Source organism: Mesorhizobium sp. M0028 (assembly GCF_040323855.1).
GTDB lineage: Bacteria > Pseudomonadota > Alphaproteobacteria > Rhizobiales > Rhizobiaceae > Mesorhizobium.
This window is the reverse complement of the sequence record NZ_JAMYVG010000004.1, coordinates 86,259-100,709: the sequence shown is the minus strand read 5'-3', so window position 1 is coordinate 100,709 and position 14,451 is coordinate 86,259. Positions and strand designations below refer to the sequence as shown.

The 14,451-nt window shown below is 64.2% G+C and carries 12 protein-coding genes and 1 pseudogene; 6 read left to right on the top strand and 7 right to left on the bottom strand.

Annotated features, from left to right (window positions below; genetic code table 11):
• Positions 1–26: 26 nt before the first annotated feature.
• The 3 genes and pseudogenes from NKJ93_RS10920 to NKJ93_RS10910 all read left to right on the top strand — a co-directional run.
• Positions 27–200, top strand: a pseudogene (locus NKJ93_RS10920) (CopG family ribbon-helix-helix protein); the annotation flags it as partial.
• 31 nt (positions 201–231) lie between these two features.
• Positions 232–594 (top strand): type II toxin-antitoxin system RelE/ParE family toxin, encoded by a 363-nt coding sequence (locus tag NKJ93_RS10915; RefSeq protein WP_352547692.1) that lies wholly within the window; start codon positions 232–234, stop codon positions 592–594.
• Between the two features lie 71 nt (positions 595–665).
• Positions 666–965, top strand: a complete 300-nt coding sequence (locus tag NKJ93_RS10910) for a hypothetical protein (RefSeq protein ID WP_023716881.1) — start codon at positions 666–668, stop codon at positions 963–965.
• 72 nt (positions 966–1,037) lie between these two features.
• Here NKJ93_RS10910 and NKJ93_RS10905 read toward each other — a convergent pair whose 3' ends face one another.
• Positions 1,038–1,790 carry a crotonase/enoyl-CoA hydratase family protein gene (locus NKJ93_RS10905; protein ID WP_352483724.1) on the bottom strand — a complete coding sequence of 251 codons (753 nt, stop codon included), beginning with the start codon at positions 1,788–1,790 and terminating at the stop codon, positions 1,038–1,040.
• 36 nt (positions 1,791–1,826) lie between these two features.
• Entirely contained in the window at positions 1,827–3,590 is a 1,764-nt protein-coding gene (locus tag NKJ93_RS10900; protein ID WP_352588988.1) for an acyl-CoA dehydrogenase family protein, read from the bottom strand.
• A 554-nt stretch (positions 3,591–4,144) separates the two neighbouring features.
• Here NKJ93_RS10900 and NKJ93_RS10890 point away from each other — a divergent pair.
• Positions 4,145–5,305 carry a glycoside hydrolase family 25 protein gene (locus tag NKJ93_RS10890; RefSeq protein WP_502898258.1) on the top strand — a complete coding sequence of 387 codons (1,161 nt, stop codon included), beginning with the start codon at positions 4,145–4,147 and terminating at the stop codon, positions 5,303–5,305.
• 21 nt (positions 5,306–5,326) lie between these two features.
• On the opposite strand, the gene purD is transcribed toward NKJ93_RS10890, so the two are convergent.
• Positions 5,327–6,604, bottom strand: coding sequence for a phosphoribosylamine--glycine ligase (purD, locus tag NKJ93_RS10885; protein WP_352547529.1), 1,278 nt, complete (start codon positions 6,602–6,604; stop codon positions 5,327–5,329).
• A 156-nt stretch (positions 6,605–6,760) separates the two neighbouring features.
• Here purD and ubiA point away from each other — a divergent pair, with 156 nt between their 5' ends.
• Positions 6,761–7,744 carry a 4-hydroxybenzoate octaprenyltransferase gene (gene ubiA / locus NKJ93_RS10880; RefSeq protein WP_352588985.1) on the top strand — a complete coding sequence of 328 codons (984 nt, stop codon included), beginning with the start codon at positions 6,761–6,763 and terminating at the stop codon, positions 7,742–7,744.
• Positions 7,745–7,916: 172 nt separating this feature from the next.
• Here the strand turns inward: ubiA and NKJ93_RS10875 are convergent, their stop codons facing one another.
• From NKJ93_RS10875 to NKJ93_RS10865, 3 genes are all read right to left on the bottom strand, one after another.
• Positions 7,917–8,483 (bottom strand): DUF6101 family protein, encoded by a 567-nt coding sequence (locus NKJ93_RS10875; RefSeq protein ID WP_023674094.1) that lies wholly within the window; start codon positions 8,481–8,483, stop codon positions 7,917–7,919.
• A gap of 185 nt (positions 8,484–8,668) precedes the next feature.
• Positions 8,669–10,099 (bottom strand): FAD-binding oxidoreductase, encoded by a 1,431-nt coding sequence (locus tag NKJ93_RS10870; RefSeq protein WP_352548667.1) that lies wholly within the window; start codon positions 10,097–10,099, stop codon positions 8,669–8,671.
• Positions 10,100–10,117: 18 nt separating this feature from the next.
• On the bottom strand, positions 10,118–11,098 hold the full coding sequence (locus NKJ93_RS10865; RefSeq protein ID WP_352548669.1) for an L-threonylcarbamoyladenylate synthase: 981 nt from the start codon (positions 11,096–11,098) through the stop codon (positions 10,118–10,120).
• 159 nt (positions 11,099–11,257) lie between these two features.
• On the opposite strand from NKJ93_RS10865, the gene NKJ93_RS10860 reads away from it, so the two are divergent.
• Positions 11,258–11,701 (top strand): hypothetical protein, encoded by a 444-nt coding sequence (locus NKJ93_RS10860; RefSeq protein WP_352548670.1) that lies wholly within the window; start codon positions 11,258–11,260, stop codon positions 11,699–11,701.
• A gap of 29 nt (positions 11,702–11,730) precedes the next feature.
• On the opposite strand, the gene glyS is transcribed toward NKJ93_RS10860, so the two are convergent.
• Entirely contained in the window at positions 11,731–14,313 is a 2,583-nt protein-coding gene (glyS, locus tag NKJ93_RS10855; RefSeq protein WP_352483731.1) for a glycine--tRNA ligase subunit beta, read from the bottom strand.
• Positions 14,314–14,451 lie beyond the last annotated feature (138 nt).

The window sequence follows — 14,451 nt, the reverse complement described above, 5'->3', positions numbered from 1 at the left end:
GGACGATGCCGCGCTGTTTCAATCGCAGGAGTGACTCCTATGTGGCTGCGCAGGCCATCGAGGATTTTGTAGCCCGTGAGGAATGGCAACTCGCCGAAATAGAGGCAGGATTGGCTGAAGCCTCGCGCGGCGATTTTGCCAGTGCCGGCGAGGTAGAGGCTGTTGTCGGGAAATACGTCAAGTCGACCCGCCAGGCATAAGCCACAGTCAATCCGCTAAACCGAGCGGGCGCTGCGGCGGCTTGATGAAATCGGCGCGCATGGCGAGAAAGACAATCCCGAGGCCGCCGCGAGAGTCATTGCGCGCATCGTAACGGCGGCGGGACATCTCGCCGAACAACCGCGATGGGGCGTGTCGGGCGCATCAAGGGGACACGGGAACTCGTCTTGGTCGAAGCCGTATATCATCCCTCATCGCGTCGACGGCGAGACTGTCGAAATCCTCACCGTCATGCACGCCGCCCAGCGGTGGCTTAGGCCTTGTAAGTCGCTCGGCACCCAGGTCAGGCCATACCGCCTGCGCCGAACCACCCGGAACTCCCGGGCTCCAGAGACCTGGCGCTTCCGATCTCACTTCACGATCTCGTGTGCGTGAAACGTTCCAGCTTGCGGGGACGAACCAGGGAAGGGCTCAACGCGCCGCTGGCGCAAATTCAGGAGGACGCAATGCATTCACTCAGGTTGGTCACGATAGCCGGTCTTGCCGGCCTTTTCGCTTCGCAAGCCTTTGCGGAGGACGCGATGGGGACAATGACGGTGATGAAGGGTGGCGAGGTCATGGCGATCATGCCCGATGGGCATATGGGCACCATGATGCCCGACGCGAAGATGAGCGCCGAAATGATGAAAATGGCGAAACCGATCAAGCATTGCATGATGTTGATGACCGACGCCAAAGGCAAGACATTCATGATCGACACGTCTTCGGCAAAGGCCCAGGCCGAATGTAAAAAAATGGCGATGTGACAAAGAGAGCATGGCGAGAAAACCCGCCGGTTGCTGCCGGCGGGTCCACGATGCGAGACAAGGCCAGAAGGTCTAGGCCTTTTTCCTGGTCAAGAAGGCGGTCAAGGCGGCGCGGGCTTCATCGGATTTGAGCCGCTCGCGGAAATGCTGGCTTTCCTGGCCGATGCGCTCGACAAGGTCTTCGCGCGAGCCGCGCATCAGGTCTCGCGCGATCCTCAGCGCTTGCGGCGGCTTGGCCGCGATCTGGCCCGCCGCCGCCAATACCGATGCTTCGAGTGCGTCTTCCTCGACCACCTCGTAGATCAGCCCGGCGGCCTTCGCCCGCTCGGCCGAAAAGCCCTCGCCAAGGCCAAGCAGCGCGAAAGCGCCCTGCCGGCCGAGGATCTGCGGTGCGAGCAGGCTCGAACCGGCCTCCGGCACAAGGCCGAGATCGACGAAGGGCGTCCGGAATATTGTGCGCGGCGTGGCGAACGTCAGGTCGCAATGCAGGTTGAGCGTGGTGCCGATGCCGACCGCAATCCCGTCGACGCCGGAAACCATGGGCTTTTCCACTTTGGCCAACGCCATCAGGAAATCCCAGACTTCGGTACCGCCTTCGCCGCCCGAGGCGATGACCATGAAATCGGCAAGGTCGTTGCCGGACGAGAAGGCACCGGGCACGCCGAGAAAGACATGGACGCGGATCGCCGGATCGGCGTCGCCGCCGGTAAGAGCCGCCGACATTGTCGCATACATGGCGCGGGTCAGGGCGTTCTTCTTGTCCGGACGGTTGATGCGGATGATCTGGATGGCGCCCTGGCGTTCGACGAGGATGTGGTCTGTCACGGATTGTCCTTTGTGAATTTCGGGCGTTTGCGAACGTCAGGCTGAAATCAGCGACTTGCCGGCAACGCCAAGGCTGTCGGCGCCGCCGATGACGCGCTCCTTCAGCGCGCCCACCTCGCCCAGCAGGTTCTCGGCGAAGAACCGGCAAAGCGCGATGCGGTTTTGGTCGGCAAGCGCACCGCGCGCCAGATAGGCGCTGCCAGCGGCAAGCGAGATCAGCCTGAGATAAGGTGTGGCGCCGGCCAGCGCCTCGTCCGAACGGCCTTCGGCCTGCAGGTCTTGCAGGAAACGGGTTGCCTGGGAGAGGTCGTCGAGCGCCTGGTCGAGCCGATCGGCGGTGCGGCCGAAGCCTTCAAGGTTCGACGCTCGCACCGCATCGGCGACGGCCTTGAGCTCGGCGATGTAGCCATGCACATGCTGGCCGCCGCCGAGCGGCAGTTTGCGCGTCACCAGATCGATTGCCTGGATGCCATTGGTGCCTTCGTAAATGGGCGCAATGCGTGCGTCGCGATAAAGCGCTGCAGCCCCCGTCTCCTCGATGAACCCCATGCCGCCATGCACCTGAAGCCCAAGCGAGGCGACCTCGACGCCGACATCGGTGGAAAACGCCTTAGCCAGCGGCGTCAAAAGATTGGCGCGTTCCTGCCAGTGCTTTGCATCCTCGCTCGCGGACGCGAGATCGATGGCGTGGGCGCAGGAATAGCAGATGGCGCGGGCAATCTGGGTCAGCGCCTTCATAGTCAGAAGACTGCGCTGGATGTCGGGGTGATGCACGATCGGCGCCATGCCGGCACCGCGATAGCTTGCCGCCTTGCCTTGCCGGCGATCATTGGCGTAGGCCAGCGCCTTCTGCGTCGCCGCCTCGGCGACCGCGACGCCCTGGATGCCGACGGCAAGACGCGCATTGTTCATCATGGTGAACATGCAGGCGAGGCCTTTGTTCTCCTCGCCGACCAGCCAGCCAATCGCGCCGGGCGTGCTGCCTTCGAAGCCATCGCCATAGATCATGGTGCAGGTCGGCGAAGCGTGGATGCCCAATTTGTGCTCCAGCGCGGAGCAGAAGACGTCATTGCGCCCGCCCAGCGCGCCATCGTCGCCAACCAGGAATTTCGGCACCAGGAACAGCGAAAGGCCACGCGTGCCGGCCGGCGCGTCCGGCAGCCGCGCCAGCACCAGATGGATGATGTTGTCGGTGAAATCGTGCTCGCCATAGGTAATGAAGATCTTTTGCCCGAAGATGCGGTAGGTGCCGTCGCCGGCCGGCTCGGCACGGGTTCGCAAGGCATTCAGGTCCGAGCCGGCCTGCGGCTCGGTCAGGTTCATAGTGCCCATCCATTCGCCAGAGACCAGCTTTTCCAGATATTTGGCCTTGAGCGCTTGCGAGCCGTGCTTGTCGAGTGCTTCGACCGCACCCATGGTCAGCGTCGGAGCGATGCCGAACGCCATTGAGGCGGAGTTCCACATTTCGAGCGCGGCGGCGCCGAGCATGGCCGGCAGCGCCTGGCCGCCATACGCTTCCGGCGCGGACAGCGCGTTCCAGCCGCCATCTATCCAGCGGCGATAAAGTTCCTTCCAGCCGGTTGGCGTGGTGACGGCAGCGCCGTTGAGCACCGCGCCTTGCCGGTCGCCGATCTCATAGAGCGGCGCCACCTCCTCACTGGCGAAACGGCCGGCCTCGGCCAGAATGGCGTCGACGAGGTCTTCGCCGAGTTCGCCAAAGGTGCCGGCATCGAGCGCCGCCTTCAAGCCGGCGACATGCTTCAGGGTGAAGGCGATTTCCTCGACCGGTGCCCGATACATGGCGCTCGCTTCTCCTCAGCCTGGCTCTCCTCAGTCCGGCAGGCCAAGTTAAGACCCGTGCCGGCGCAAAATCATCTGCTTTCGGAGTTCCCTGTCCATCTTCTTTTTACGTAAACGTCAAACTTTGTCACGTGGATTTTGCAATTGCCACGACGCAGGCTAAATTCGCCAAGATAGAGCAGAATACCGAAATAGGATTGCCTCGTGCTCGCAGACTTGACGCCCATCGCTGCATCGAATGCGCCTGCTTTGGCGGGCGGCCGGTTTTTGCTATCATGAAGGTAAGGTCGAGAACGGCGCAGCCTATTGGTCGGATCGCGGCACATTGTGCTCACCACCATGCTCGCTGACCCCTCATCGCAAACGCGAGGCCGAGGGAACGCTGTCGCAAGTGCCGGCGCTCAATCCGTTTCATATCCCCTCTCGCCAGTGACAACCATCAAGACCATCGACGGAGAAGCTGTCCGAGCCGTGGCATCCGCGGGCCGCGATCGAAAGCATTTCCTTAACCATGGCGGTTCAGGATCTGGCTTTGGCCAGCAAGGACCTGCTGTTTGAAAACGCCGGCGCACCCCCTTGTCCGCTCAGCGCTTCTCCTTGTCGCGGCCGCGATAACCCTGGCGCTGACGCCGGCAAGGGCCTCGGATTTCTCCGAACCGTGGAAGGATGCGGACCGGGCGCTGGTCGTCGACGCCTACGAATACAATTCCATTGACTGGACCCGGCTAGCTGCCGACAAGCGTCTTGTCGGCTTCATCAACAAGGCATCCGACGGAATGCCGCCACCCTATTTCTGTTTCGGCGACGAGACCGAGATGCGTCTGTGCAAGACGCTTTGGAAGCGCCATGCGATGGCACAGGAACTGTTCCAGACGCGCAAGGTGGTGGCCAAGGCGCTGGGCCTGAAATGGGGTGCCTATCATCTCGCCCGCCCTGGCAACCCCGTGGGACAGGCCAATAATTTCATCAATTTCGTGAAACCCGGGCCGGATGACCTGCTTGCCCTCGACATCGAGGACGATGATCCCACCCAATGGATGTCGCTCGAGGATGCCGAGGAATTCGTGCGCCATGTGCATCGTCGGGTTGGCCGCTTTCCGGTGCTCTACACCAACGGCACGACCGCCAGGCATATCGCCGACAATAAGTATAAATACCCGCTCCTGTCCCGGTTGCCGCTGTGGTACGCGCGTTATAAGCCAGACATCGATGTGCATTTTCCGATGGGCAACTGGCAGGGCTATGCGCTCTGGCAGTTTTCGGCGCGAGCAAATTGCGGCCGGTTCCGCTGTCCCTACAGGGTTGCGGGCACGCCCAACGATATCGATGTCAGCGTCGCGCCGATGAACGCGACGGAATTGCGCGCACAGTGGCCGTTCGGCGGCCTGATCGACGTGCAGCCGGATTATCTCGCCTCGATACCGGTGCCGCTCTCACGCGAGGCGGGGCTCGCCGGCACTGCCATGACCTATGCCACAGTGGCAGCACCCGCGAGCCTCGAGCAACTGGTCGCGGTATTCAGGACGCGCTTGGCCAGGTTCAGCAGCGGCTTTCAAATGCCTGCGGCGAAGGCGGCGCCGAGCCTTCCGCGCGGGATTGCCGAATATGTTGCCTGGACGCGAAACGAAGAGCGCCTGGCATCGGTGTCTGGAATTGCCCCCACCGCCGATGCGGTCAGCAGCGTCTCGACCGTATTCGGCCGCGGCCTGCGCTGAGGCTGAGGGCCGCCTGAAGCGTCAGTTCGCCTGCTCGCGCGCCACCGCCAGCCAGCCAATGTCGCGGCGGCAAAAGCCTTGCGGCCAGTCGATCCGGTCGAGCGCGGCGTAAGCCTTCTTCTGCGCCTCGCCGACGGTGCGGCCGGTCGCCGTGACGTTGAGCACGCGACCGCCATTGGCGACGAGTGCGCCGCCGTTGATGGCGGTGCCGGCGTGAAAAATCTCGACGCCGTCGCCTGCCGCTGCCTCGACGCCGCGAATGACCGAGCCCTTTTCCGGCGTGCCGGGATAACCCCTGGCTGCCATCACCACGGTGAGCGCCGCCTCGTCGCGCCAGCGCACCGAGGTGTGCGCCAGCTGGCCGTCGGCGGCGGCGTTGAGTAGGACCAGGAGATCGTCCTTCAGCCGCATCATCAGCACCTGGCATTCCGGGTCGCCGAAACGGGTGTTGTATTCGATCAGCTTCGGCCCGCTGTCTGATATCATCAGCCCGGCGAACAGCACGCCGGAAAACGGCGCGCCTGTTTCAGCCATGCCGCGCATGGTCGGCTCGACGATCTCGCGCATGGTGCGGTCGATCATCTCCGGCGTCATCACCGGCGCCGGCGAATAGGCGCCCATGCCGCCGGTGTTGGGGCCGGTGTCGCCGTCACTGAGGCGCTTATGATCCTGCGCGGTGCCGAAGGGCAGCGCGGTGATGCCGTCGCAAAGGCAGAAGAAGCTTGCCTCTTCGCCGCTGAGAAACTCCTCGACCACCACTTCGGCGCCGGCCTGGCCGAAGGAGCCGTCGAAACAGGCGTCGAGCGCGGCCAGCGCCTCGTCAAGCGTCATGGCGACGGTGACGCCCTTGCCGGCAGCGAGGCCGTCGGCCTTGATGACGATCGGCGCACCCATTCTCTCGACATAGGCCTTGGCCGAAGCCAGATCGCCGAAGCGGCCATAGGCGGCGGTCGGGATGCCGTATTTGGCGCAGAGGTCCTTGGTGAACCCCTTCGAGCCTTCCAGCCGTGCCGCTGCCTTTGACGGGCCGAAGACGCGGATGCCCTCGGCGCGAAGGTCGTCGGCAATGCCGGCGACCAGCGGCCCTTCCGGGCCGACCACGACGAGGTCTATTTCTTTCTCGCGGCAAAACCGGACCACCGCTGCATGATCCGAAACATCGAGCCTCACCAACTCGGCTTCGCCGCCGATGCCCGGATTGCCGGGCGCCGCGTAGAGTTTGGTCAGCAGCGGCGACGCCGCCATCTTCCAGGCCAACGCATGTTCTCGTCCGCCGGAGCCGATCAGCAAAACACGCATGCCTGGATTCCTTGCCCGTTCCGATCAGGACTGCGCTATTGCGCCCCGGGCGGCGGGTCAAGACATTTGGCTGTCCGCGGCGGCGATTCCGCGCCGCGAGCGGATCCGGCCTGCTTGACGCTTGACGGCATTCGCCTCTGCTGCCACTCCAGCAAAATGGAAACCGTCCAGTCGAAAGCGGCCCAGGGCCGCGTCGCCGATGCGCCGAGCGGCCACTGGGTCTATCGCGCGCTGCCGCGGGGGTTGTGGCCCTATGCGCAGCTTGCCCGATGGGACCGGCCGATCGGCTGGCAATTGCTGCTGTGGCCATGCTGGTGGTCGGCTGCACTTGCCGCGAGCGCCTATCCGCGTCCGACGGACCCGCTGCTCTCGCTGCTGCCGTCGCCGTGGTATCTGCTGCTGTTTTTTCTTGGCGCGTTCGCCATGCGTGGCGCCGGCTGCACCTACAACGACCTGGTCGACGAGGACATCGACAACCAGGTGGAACGCACACGCTCGCGGCCGCTGCCGGCCGGCAAGGTTACGCGCCGGCAGGCCTGGATGTTTGTTGTCTTGCAGGCACTGGTCGGCCTCGCCGTGCTTTTGCAGTTCAACAGCTTGGCCATCTTGCTCGGCATCGGCTCGCTGGTCATCGTCGCCATCTACCCGTTCATGAAGCGGTACACCAATTGGCCGCAACTGGTTCTCGGTCTTGCCTTTTCCTGGGGGGCGCTGATGGGATGGGCGGTCGAGTTCGGCGATCTCGATGGGCCGGCAATCATGCTCTATATCGGCTCGATCCTGTGGGTGATCGGCTATGACACGATCTATGCGCATCAGGACAAGGAGGACGACGCCATCGTCGGCGTGCGCTCGACGGCGCGCCTGTTCGGCGACAACACCAAGGCCTGGCTTGCCGGACTTTATGGCGGAGCGCTGGTCTGCTTCGCCATTGCTTTCGCCTCGGCGCAGGCACCGGTGCCGGCGCTCGCCGGGCTGATTGCCGCCGGCGCCCATCTGGCGCGGCAGATCGGCGTGCTCGACATCGACGATCCGGACCAGTGCCTGAGGCTGTTCAGATCGAACAACCAGGTCGGCTGGCTGATCTTCCTCGGCCTGATCGGCGGCGCGGTTTGGGTGGCGCTGAAGCCGCTGGTTTAGGAGCCTTTTCCCTTCTCCCCCTGTGGGAGAAGGTGGATTGGCGCGTAGCGCCAAGACGGTTGAGGGATGTTGGAAGAAATGAGGCGTTGGCGGTCCCTGGAACACCCCTCATCCGACCGAGCTCCGCTCGGCCACCTTCTCCCACAGGGGGAGAAGGAAGAGGCGCTCAGGCCTATTCCCGCGAAATAAGCTCCTCGCCGCCGATGACCAGCCTGAGGCCGAGGTCGCCGGCGCGGCGGCGGGCGAGGAAGCGCGGGCGGCGCATGGTCGAGACGCGACCTTTGCGACGGTCCTGCGCCGGGAGCGCCTTGATGGCGGCGCCGAGTGATTCTTCCAGCGTGCGAGCAATGCCGTCGGCCTCGATCAGAAGCATCGGCAGGCGGTAGGCGTCGGCCCAGGCGCGCCAGTCGGCGGCGACGTCGTCGAGATCGTCGGCGACCAGCAGCGGCACCGACAGCATCGGGTCGTTGTGCAGAAGCTCAAGCGTCACTGTGACATTGCCATCCGGATCCTCCATGGCGCGGGCGGCGACGCCGCGAAACGCGTTGGCGGGCAGAGCGATGATCGCCGGCACGCCACTCATCTCCAGCGTGCGGCGGATAACCGCGCCGCGCTGATCGATGGTGAAGGTAACGTCGCCATAGTCGTCGCGCGTGGCGTAGCTCACCACCTGCGGCAGGCGGAATGGGTCGAGGCGCATATTGCGCCCGGCCCAGACTGGCTTCAGTCCAGTGTTCATATCGTGCCTTTCCTGTTTCTCCTGAGAGCCGGTGTTTCCGGATCTCCGGGCCGGTTTTCCCAGCCTCGTTGTGGAGAAACATTAGCGCGAGCTTCTTATCCTCGCGCTTAAGAAAGTCGGTTAAATTTTGCTGATCCGAGGCGGATGGTTATCGGAATACGAACCGGCGCGGGCCGGCGAAAGGATCAGATAACCTTACCGGGATTCATGATGCCGGCGGGATCGAAAGCGGCCTTCACCCTGCGCATCAGCTCGATCGCGATCGGCGGCGCCGTCGCGATCAATTCGTCCCGCTTCAACTGGCCGATGCCGTGCTCGGCCGAGATCGAGCCATGAAACGAGCGCACGACGTCGTGCACGGCCTTGTTCATGACGTGGTAAAGGCCGAGAAACGCCTCGTCGTCACCGTCGACCGGCCGGGAAATGTTGTAGTGCAGATTGCCGTCGCCCATGTGGCCGAAGCAGACGACGCGTGCGCCGGGACTGACCGATTGCACGGCGCCGGCGGCCTTTTCGATGAAGGGCGGGATCGACGCCACCGGTACCGAGATGTCGTGCTTGATCGAGGCACCTTCGGGTCTCTGCGCCTCGGGCAGCACTTCGCGGAAATTCCAGAACGCATCGCCCTGGGCGATGCTTGACGCGATCACCGCATCGCCGACGATCCCTTGCTCGAGGCCTGCCTCCAGCACCTCTTCGATCAGCGCCCGTGCATCCTCGGCCGAGCGGCCCGACGAGATCTGCATCAGCACATACCACGGCCAATCGCCGGCCAGCGGCCGCACTACGCCTTGTGCGTGGGCAAGCGTGAAGTCGTAAGGCCTCTGGCCGATCAGCTCGAAGGCGGTGAGCGCTGCCCCTGCACGGTCCATCGCGAGGCTGAACAGCGACAGTGCCGCCTCCGGCGATGACAGGCCGGCAAACGCCACCTCGCGCCCCTTGGGCTTGGGGAAAAGCTTGAGCACGGCGGCGGTGATGATGCCGAGCGTACCCTCGGCGCCGACGAACAGGTCCTTCAGATCATAACCGGTATTGTCCTTCTTCAGCTTGCGCAGATCGTCGAACACTTCGCCGGTCGGCAGCACCACTTCGACGCCGAGGCAGAGTTCGCGCGCATTGCCGTAGGCAAGCACGCCGGTGCCACCGGCGTTGGAAGAGAGATTGCCGCCGATCTGGCAGGAGCCTTGCGCGGCAAGCGACAGCGGAAACAGCCGGTCGGCGGCATCGGCCGCTTCCTGCAGCGTCTGCAGGATGACGCCGGTTTCGACCGTCACCGTGTTGGACAGGGTATCGATCTCACGGATGCGGTTTAGCCGCGACAGCGACAGCACGATCTCGCGGCCGGACGCGTCCGGCACCTGGGCGCCGACCAGCCCGGTGTTGCCGCTTTGCGGTACAATCGGCGTGCCCGTTTCGCTCGCCAGCCGCATGATGCGGCTGACCTCCTCGACGGTCCCCGGCCTCAGCACCAGCGCCGTCCTGCCGTGCCAAAGTCCGCGCCGCTCGGCGAGGTAAGGCGTGATGTCCTGCTGGTCGCGCAGCGCATATTTGTCGCCGACGATTGTCACAAAGCGCGCGATGACGGCAGGATCGAGGTCGGGGGAAATGTCGTTCATGGGTGGAAACTATGGTGCTCAATCCATCTTGTCACGAGGGGCGATCTTGTCACGCGGGGCGGCGGCGCGCGAAAGCCTGTCGTTGATCGCCTCGCCCAGCCCTTCGAACGGGATCGGCTCGACGGCGATGGTTTTGGCGCCGCTGCCATCGAGATCCTGCAGATGAGCGAAGAGATTGCTTGCTGCCTCGCGCAGGTCGCCGGTCTCCGACAAATTGCGCAGTGCGGCTGCATCGCGCCAGCCCTCGGCACGGCGGCGGCCGAAGGCCAGCAAGGCTTCGCCTGTGGCGACCTTGCCGGCATTGAGCCGCACCGCCGCACCCGGAGCGTAATGCGAGGCGAGCATGCCGGGCGCCTCGATGTCCGAAGCGCCGCGCAGCAACTTTGTCCCGGCCACTGCTTCGATCTCTTCGGCGGCAATGCCGCCCGGTCGCAGCAGCCGCAGCTTTCCGGCTTCGACCTTGAGGATCGTCGATTCCAGCCCGACCCGCGTCGCGCCGCCATCGACGATGAGCTTGATCCGGGGACCGAGGTCGGCGGCCACGGCCTCGGCCGTGGTGGCGCTGATCCTGCCCGAGGAATTGGCGCTGGGCGCCGCAAGCGCGCGGCCGAACCTGGCGATCAGCTCGCCGCCAAAGCCTTTCGGCATGCGCAGCGCGATGGTGTCCAGACCGGCGGTGACCAGCGGATGAATGCCGTTGCCGGGCCGCTGCGGGAGAACCAGCGTCAGCGGTCCCGGCCAGAATGCCTGCGCCAATCTTTCCGACAGCGGATCGAACAGCGCGATGCGCTCGGCCATCGTCGGATCGGCTATATGGGCGATCAGCGGGTTGAAGCGCGGGCGACCCTTGGCTTCGAAGATACGAGCCACGGCAACGCCATTGGTCGCGTCGCCGGCCAGCCCATAGACGGTCTCGGTCGGTATGGCGACGACGTCGCCGCTTTCGAGCAGCGCCAACGCCCTTTCCATCGCCTCGCCGACGGTACGAATTTCAGCCACTGTCGTCACCTCACGGATGCGGGTGCCTAATACGGCGACGCCGGGCGAGCAAGCCCAGGCGTTGGCGAATCGCAAATCGCTAAAATGCTATGTTTCCCCGCAAGCCGGCATCAACTGCCCTCGGCTAGGGTGCCGTCTTCTTGGGCAAGGGGAACTATCATGCTTTCGATGCGTATCCTTGGTGCGCTTGGTCTGGCGGTTATGGCCGGCACGGCACAGGCCTCGTCGCTGGTTTTTCTCGGGCAGACGACGGCGACGCCTTCGGTGGTCGGTACGGTGGCCAGTCCCGGCTCGGTCGAGCGGACGAAAACACCGTCGATCGTCGCGCTTGGCGAGAAGCTGGCCAACGTCAATGGAAACGTCACCGATGAAAAGGTCGCGGCAATCCCGAGCCAGCCGAGCCATGGCTTCACCGGAAGCCCGATGATCATTCGCGGCGGTATCGTCGGCGATGCCTTTGCAACGCCCGCGCCCAGAGCCGCGCCGGCCACCGCCGCCGCGCCCGCCGCGAACAGCAAGGCCGATCCAAAGGTCGCCAGCAAAACCCCTGAGCCGGCAGCGCCGCAGCCTGCGCCGCTAGCAGCTCCCGACCAGCCCAAATAGCGCCACAAGCGATGATTTTTTCCCAGACGTCAGCCGGCTATCTTGGAGAAATCCGCGACCCGGTCGGTCGCCGCGCGGATGCGGGCGAGCAATGCCAGGCGATTGGCGCGCACCGCCTGGTCCTCGTCGTTTACCAGGACTTTCTCAAAGAATGAATCAACCGGCTCGCGCAACACGCTAAGCGCCAGCATGGCGGCGGAAAAGTCTTCGTTTTGAATTCCTTCGCCGGCTTGCCTCTCGGCCTGATTCACCGCCGCGAACAGGGTTTTTTCGGCGCCCTCCCGGAACAGAGCCGGCTCAACGCTGCTTGCGATCGCTGTCGCCTTCTTCTCTTCGGCAGCCACGATGTTGGCCGCGCGCTTGGTGCCGGCAAGCAGGTTCTTGCCGTCCTCGGTGTCGAGGAACGAGCCAAGGGCTTCGACCCGGCGGACGATTTGCAGAAGGTCGTCGTTTTGCGAAGCCCCCTCATCCGGCCGCTTCGCGGCCACCTTCTCCCCGAGGGGAGAAGAGGTCGCCAACGCCGGTGCCAGCCTCTTCTCCCCAGCGGGGAGAAGGTGGCCCGAAGGGCCGGATGAGGGGGCAGCGCCACTCGCCAGCACCGCGTCGATCAGGTCGTGCCGCGCACCCTGATCGCGGAGATAGACTTTGAGGCGATCGTGGAAGAAGGAGAGGAGATTGTTGATCTCTTGCTGCTGCCTTTCTCCGGAACGCTCAAAGGTGTTGTTTGAGATTGCGGAATCGCGTTCGATGACGAGATCGGTAAGCGAATCTCCTCCGAGTTGCTGCTCTAGCTCCGCAGCAATTTCGAACTGTCGGTCGAGTTTGGGATCGCGTATGTGACCTGCAATATCTTCGGACGCGATATTGGCCACAGATTTCAGGGACAACCTAATCCCGTTCTCAATCAGTATCCTCGTTACCCCCAGCGCCGCTCTCCGCAGCGCATAGGGGTCCTTCGATCCGGTCGGTTTTTCGTCGATCGCCCAGAACCCGACCAGCGTATCGAGCTTGTCGGCGAGCGCCACGGCGATCGATACCGGATCAGTCGGCACGCGATCTGACGGCCCCTGCGGCTTGTAGTGCTCCTCGATCGCAGCGGCGACCGACGGATGCTCGCGTTGCAGCAGGGCGTATTTGCGACCCATGGCGCCCTGCAGTTCCGGGAATTCGCCAACCACCTCGGTGGTGAGATCGGCCTTGGCGAGGACGGCAGCGCGACGCGCCAGCGCGGTAATCTCCCCCCTTGAGGGGGAGATGTCGCCGAAGGCGACAGAGGGGATCGGTGCATCCTGACGCGACTCTCTCTTGTGGACCGAGGATGCCGGCGCTTCACGCGAAGCGACCCCCTCTGGCCTGCCGGCCATCTCCCCCTCAAGGGGGGAGATTGCGCGCACCACGATTGGTGCCAGTTCTTCGGCCAAGCGCGCAATCCGCTCCACCCGCTCGCCCTGCGTGCCGAGCTTGGCATGAAACGTCACATTGAGATGGTCGAGGCGGGCCATGCGCTGGTCGAGCGGCTTGTTGAGGTCAAGCCCGAACTTTTCCGCCGATGCCTGCAACTGGTCGAGATCCGGCAGGTCGCCCTGGTCGGTCTTCCAGAAATAGAGCGCGTCGGACAGGCGGGCGCGCACCACCTTGCCGTTGCCATGGGCGATCTCCTTGCCGCCATCCTTGGCCTCGACATTGGCGGTCAGGATGAAGCGGTTGGAGAGCTCTTCGCCCGCGCCATGCGGCCGCGTCACAAAACACTTCTGGTTGGCGCGGATGGTGAGCCGGATCACCTCGGCCGGAATGGCCAGAAAATCCTGCTCGAATTCGCCCATCAGCACGACGGGCCATTCGACCAGGCCCGACACTTCCTCCAGCAGCCCCTCGTCCTCGACGAGGTCGAGCCCGCTGGCGAAGGCGAGGTTCCTGGCATCGGCAAGAATGATCTCCTTGCGTCGGTCGGCATCGAGCACGACCTTGGCCGCTTCAAGCTTGGCGACGTAATCGTCAAAGCGGCGCACCGTGATGGCGCCCGGCGCATGAAAACGGTGGCCGTAGGTGACGTTGCCTGAGCGGATACCGTCGATCTCGAAATCGACCACCACCGGCTCCTCGGTTTCCGGGCCGAAGGTGCACAGGATCGATTGCAGCGGCCGCACCCAGCGCAGCGACCCGGGCTTGGCCGACGCCGGCCCCCAGCGCATCGATTTCGGCCAGGGGAAGTTGCGGATGATGCCCGGCACCAGCTCGGCGATGATCTGCTCCGCCGACCTGCCCGGCCTGGAAATATGGGCGACATAGAAGTCGCCCTTCTTCGGATCGGAATGGACATGCGCCTCGGCAATCGAGGCAAGGCCGGCCTTGCGCAGAAAACCTTGCACCGCCTGCTCGGGCGCCTTGGTCGAGGGGCCCTTGATCTCCTCGCTGATGTCCTTCGAGCGGGCGGTCAGGCCGCGGATGTCGAGCGCCAACCGACGCGGCGTCCAATATTCGCGCGCCGCCTCATAGGTCAGCCCGGCTTCGACCAGACCGTCGGTCAAAAGCTTCCTGAGATCGCCGGCCGCCTTGCGCTGCATGCGAGCGGGGATTTCTTCGGAACGAAGTTCTAGAAGCAGGTCAGGCATTGAAAGAGCTCACGCGACAAAAAACAGCCGCCGCTTCGCGGCGTCCTCCCCCATCGAGGCGGAGGTAAGCGGGGCATAGCAACTCGGTCGGCTGCTGTCACCCTTCCCAGCAAGATCGGGCCAGCACGATCAAGGCGT

Coding starts and splice junctions, on each gene's coding strand:
- ubiA (WP_352588985.1), top strand. CDS start 6,761: ATGGAAACCGTCCAGTCGAAAGCGGCCCAGGGCCGCGTCGCCGATGCG.
- NKJ93_RS10870 (WP_352548667.1), bottom strand. CDS start 10,099: ATGAACGACATTTCCCCCGACCTCGATCCTGCCGTCATCGCGCGCTTT.
- glyS (WP_352483731.1), bottom strand. CDS start 14,313: ATGCCTGACCTGCTTCTAGAACTTCGTTCCGAAGAAATCCCCGCTCGC.
- NKJ93_RS10900 (WP_352588988.1), bottom strand. CDS start 3,590: ATGTATCGGGCACCGGTCGAGGAAATCGCCTTCACCCTGAAGCATGTC.
- purD (WP_352547529.1), bottom strand. CDS start 6,604: ATGCGTGTTTTGCTGATCGGCTCCGGCGGACGAGAACATGCGTTGGCC.
- NKJ93_RS10910 (WP_023716881.1), top strand. CDS start 666: ATGCATTCACTCAGGTTGGTCACGATAGCCGGTCTTGCCGGCCTTTTC.
- NKJ93_RS10875 (WP_023674094.1), bottom strand. CDS start 8,483: ATGAACACTGGACTGAAGCCAGTCTGGGCCGGGCGCAATATGCGCCTC.
- NKJ93_RS10860 (WP_352548670.1), top strand. CDS start 11,258: ATGCTTTCGATGCGTATCCTTGGTGCGCTTGGTCTGGCGGTTATGGCC.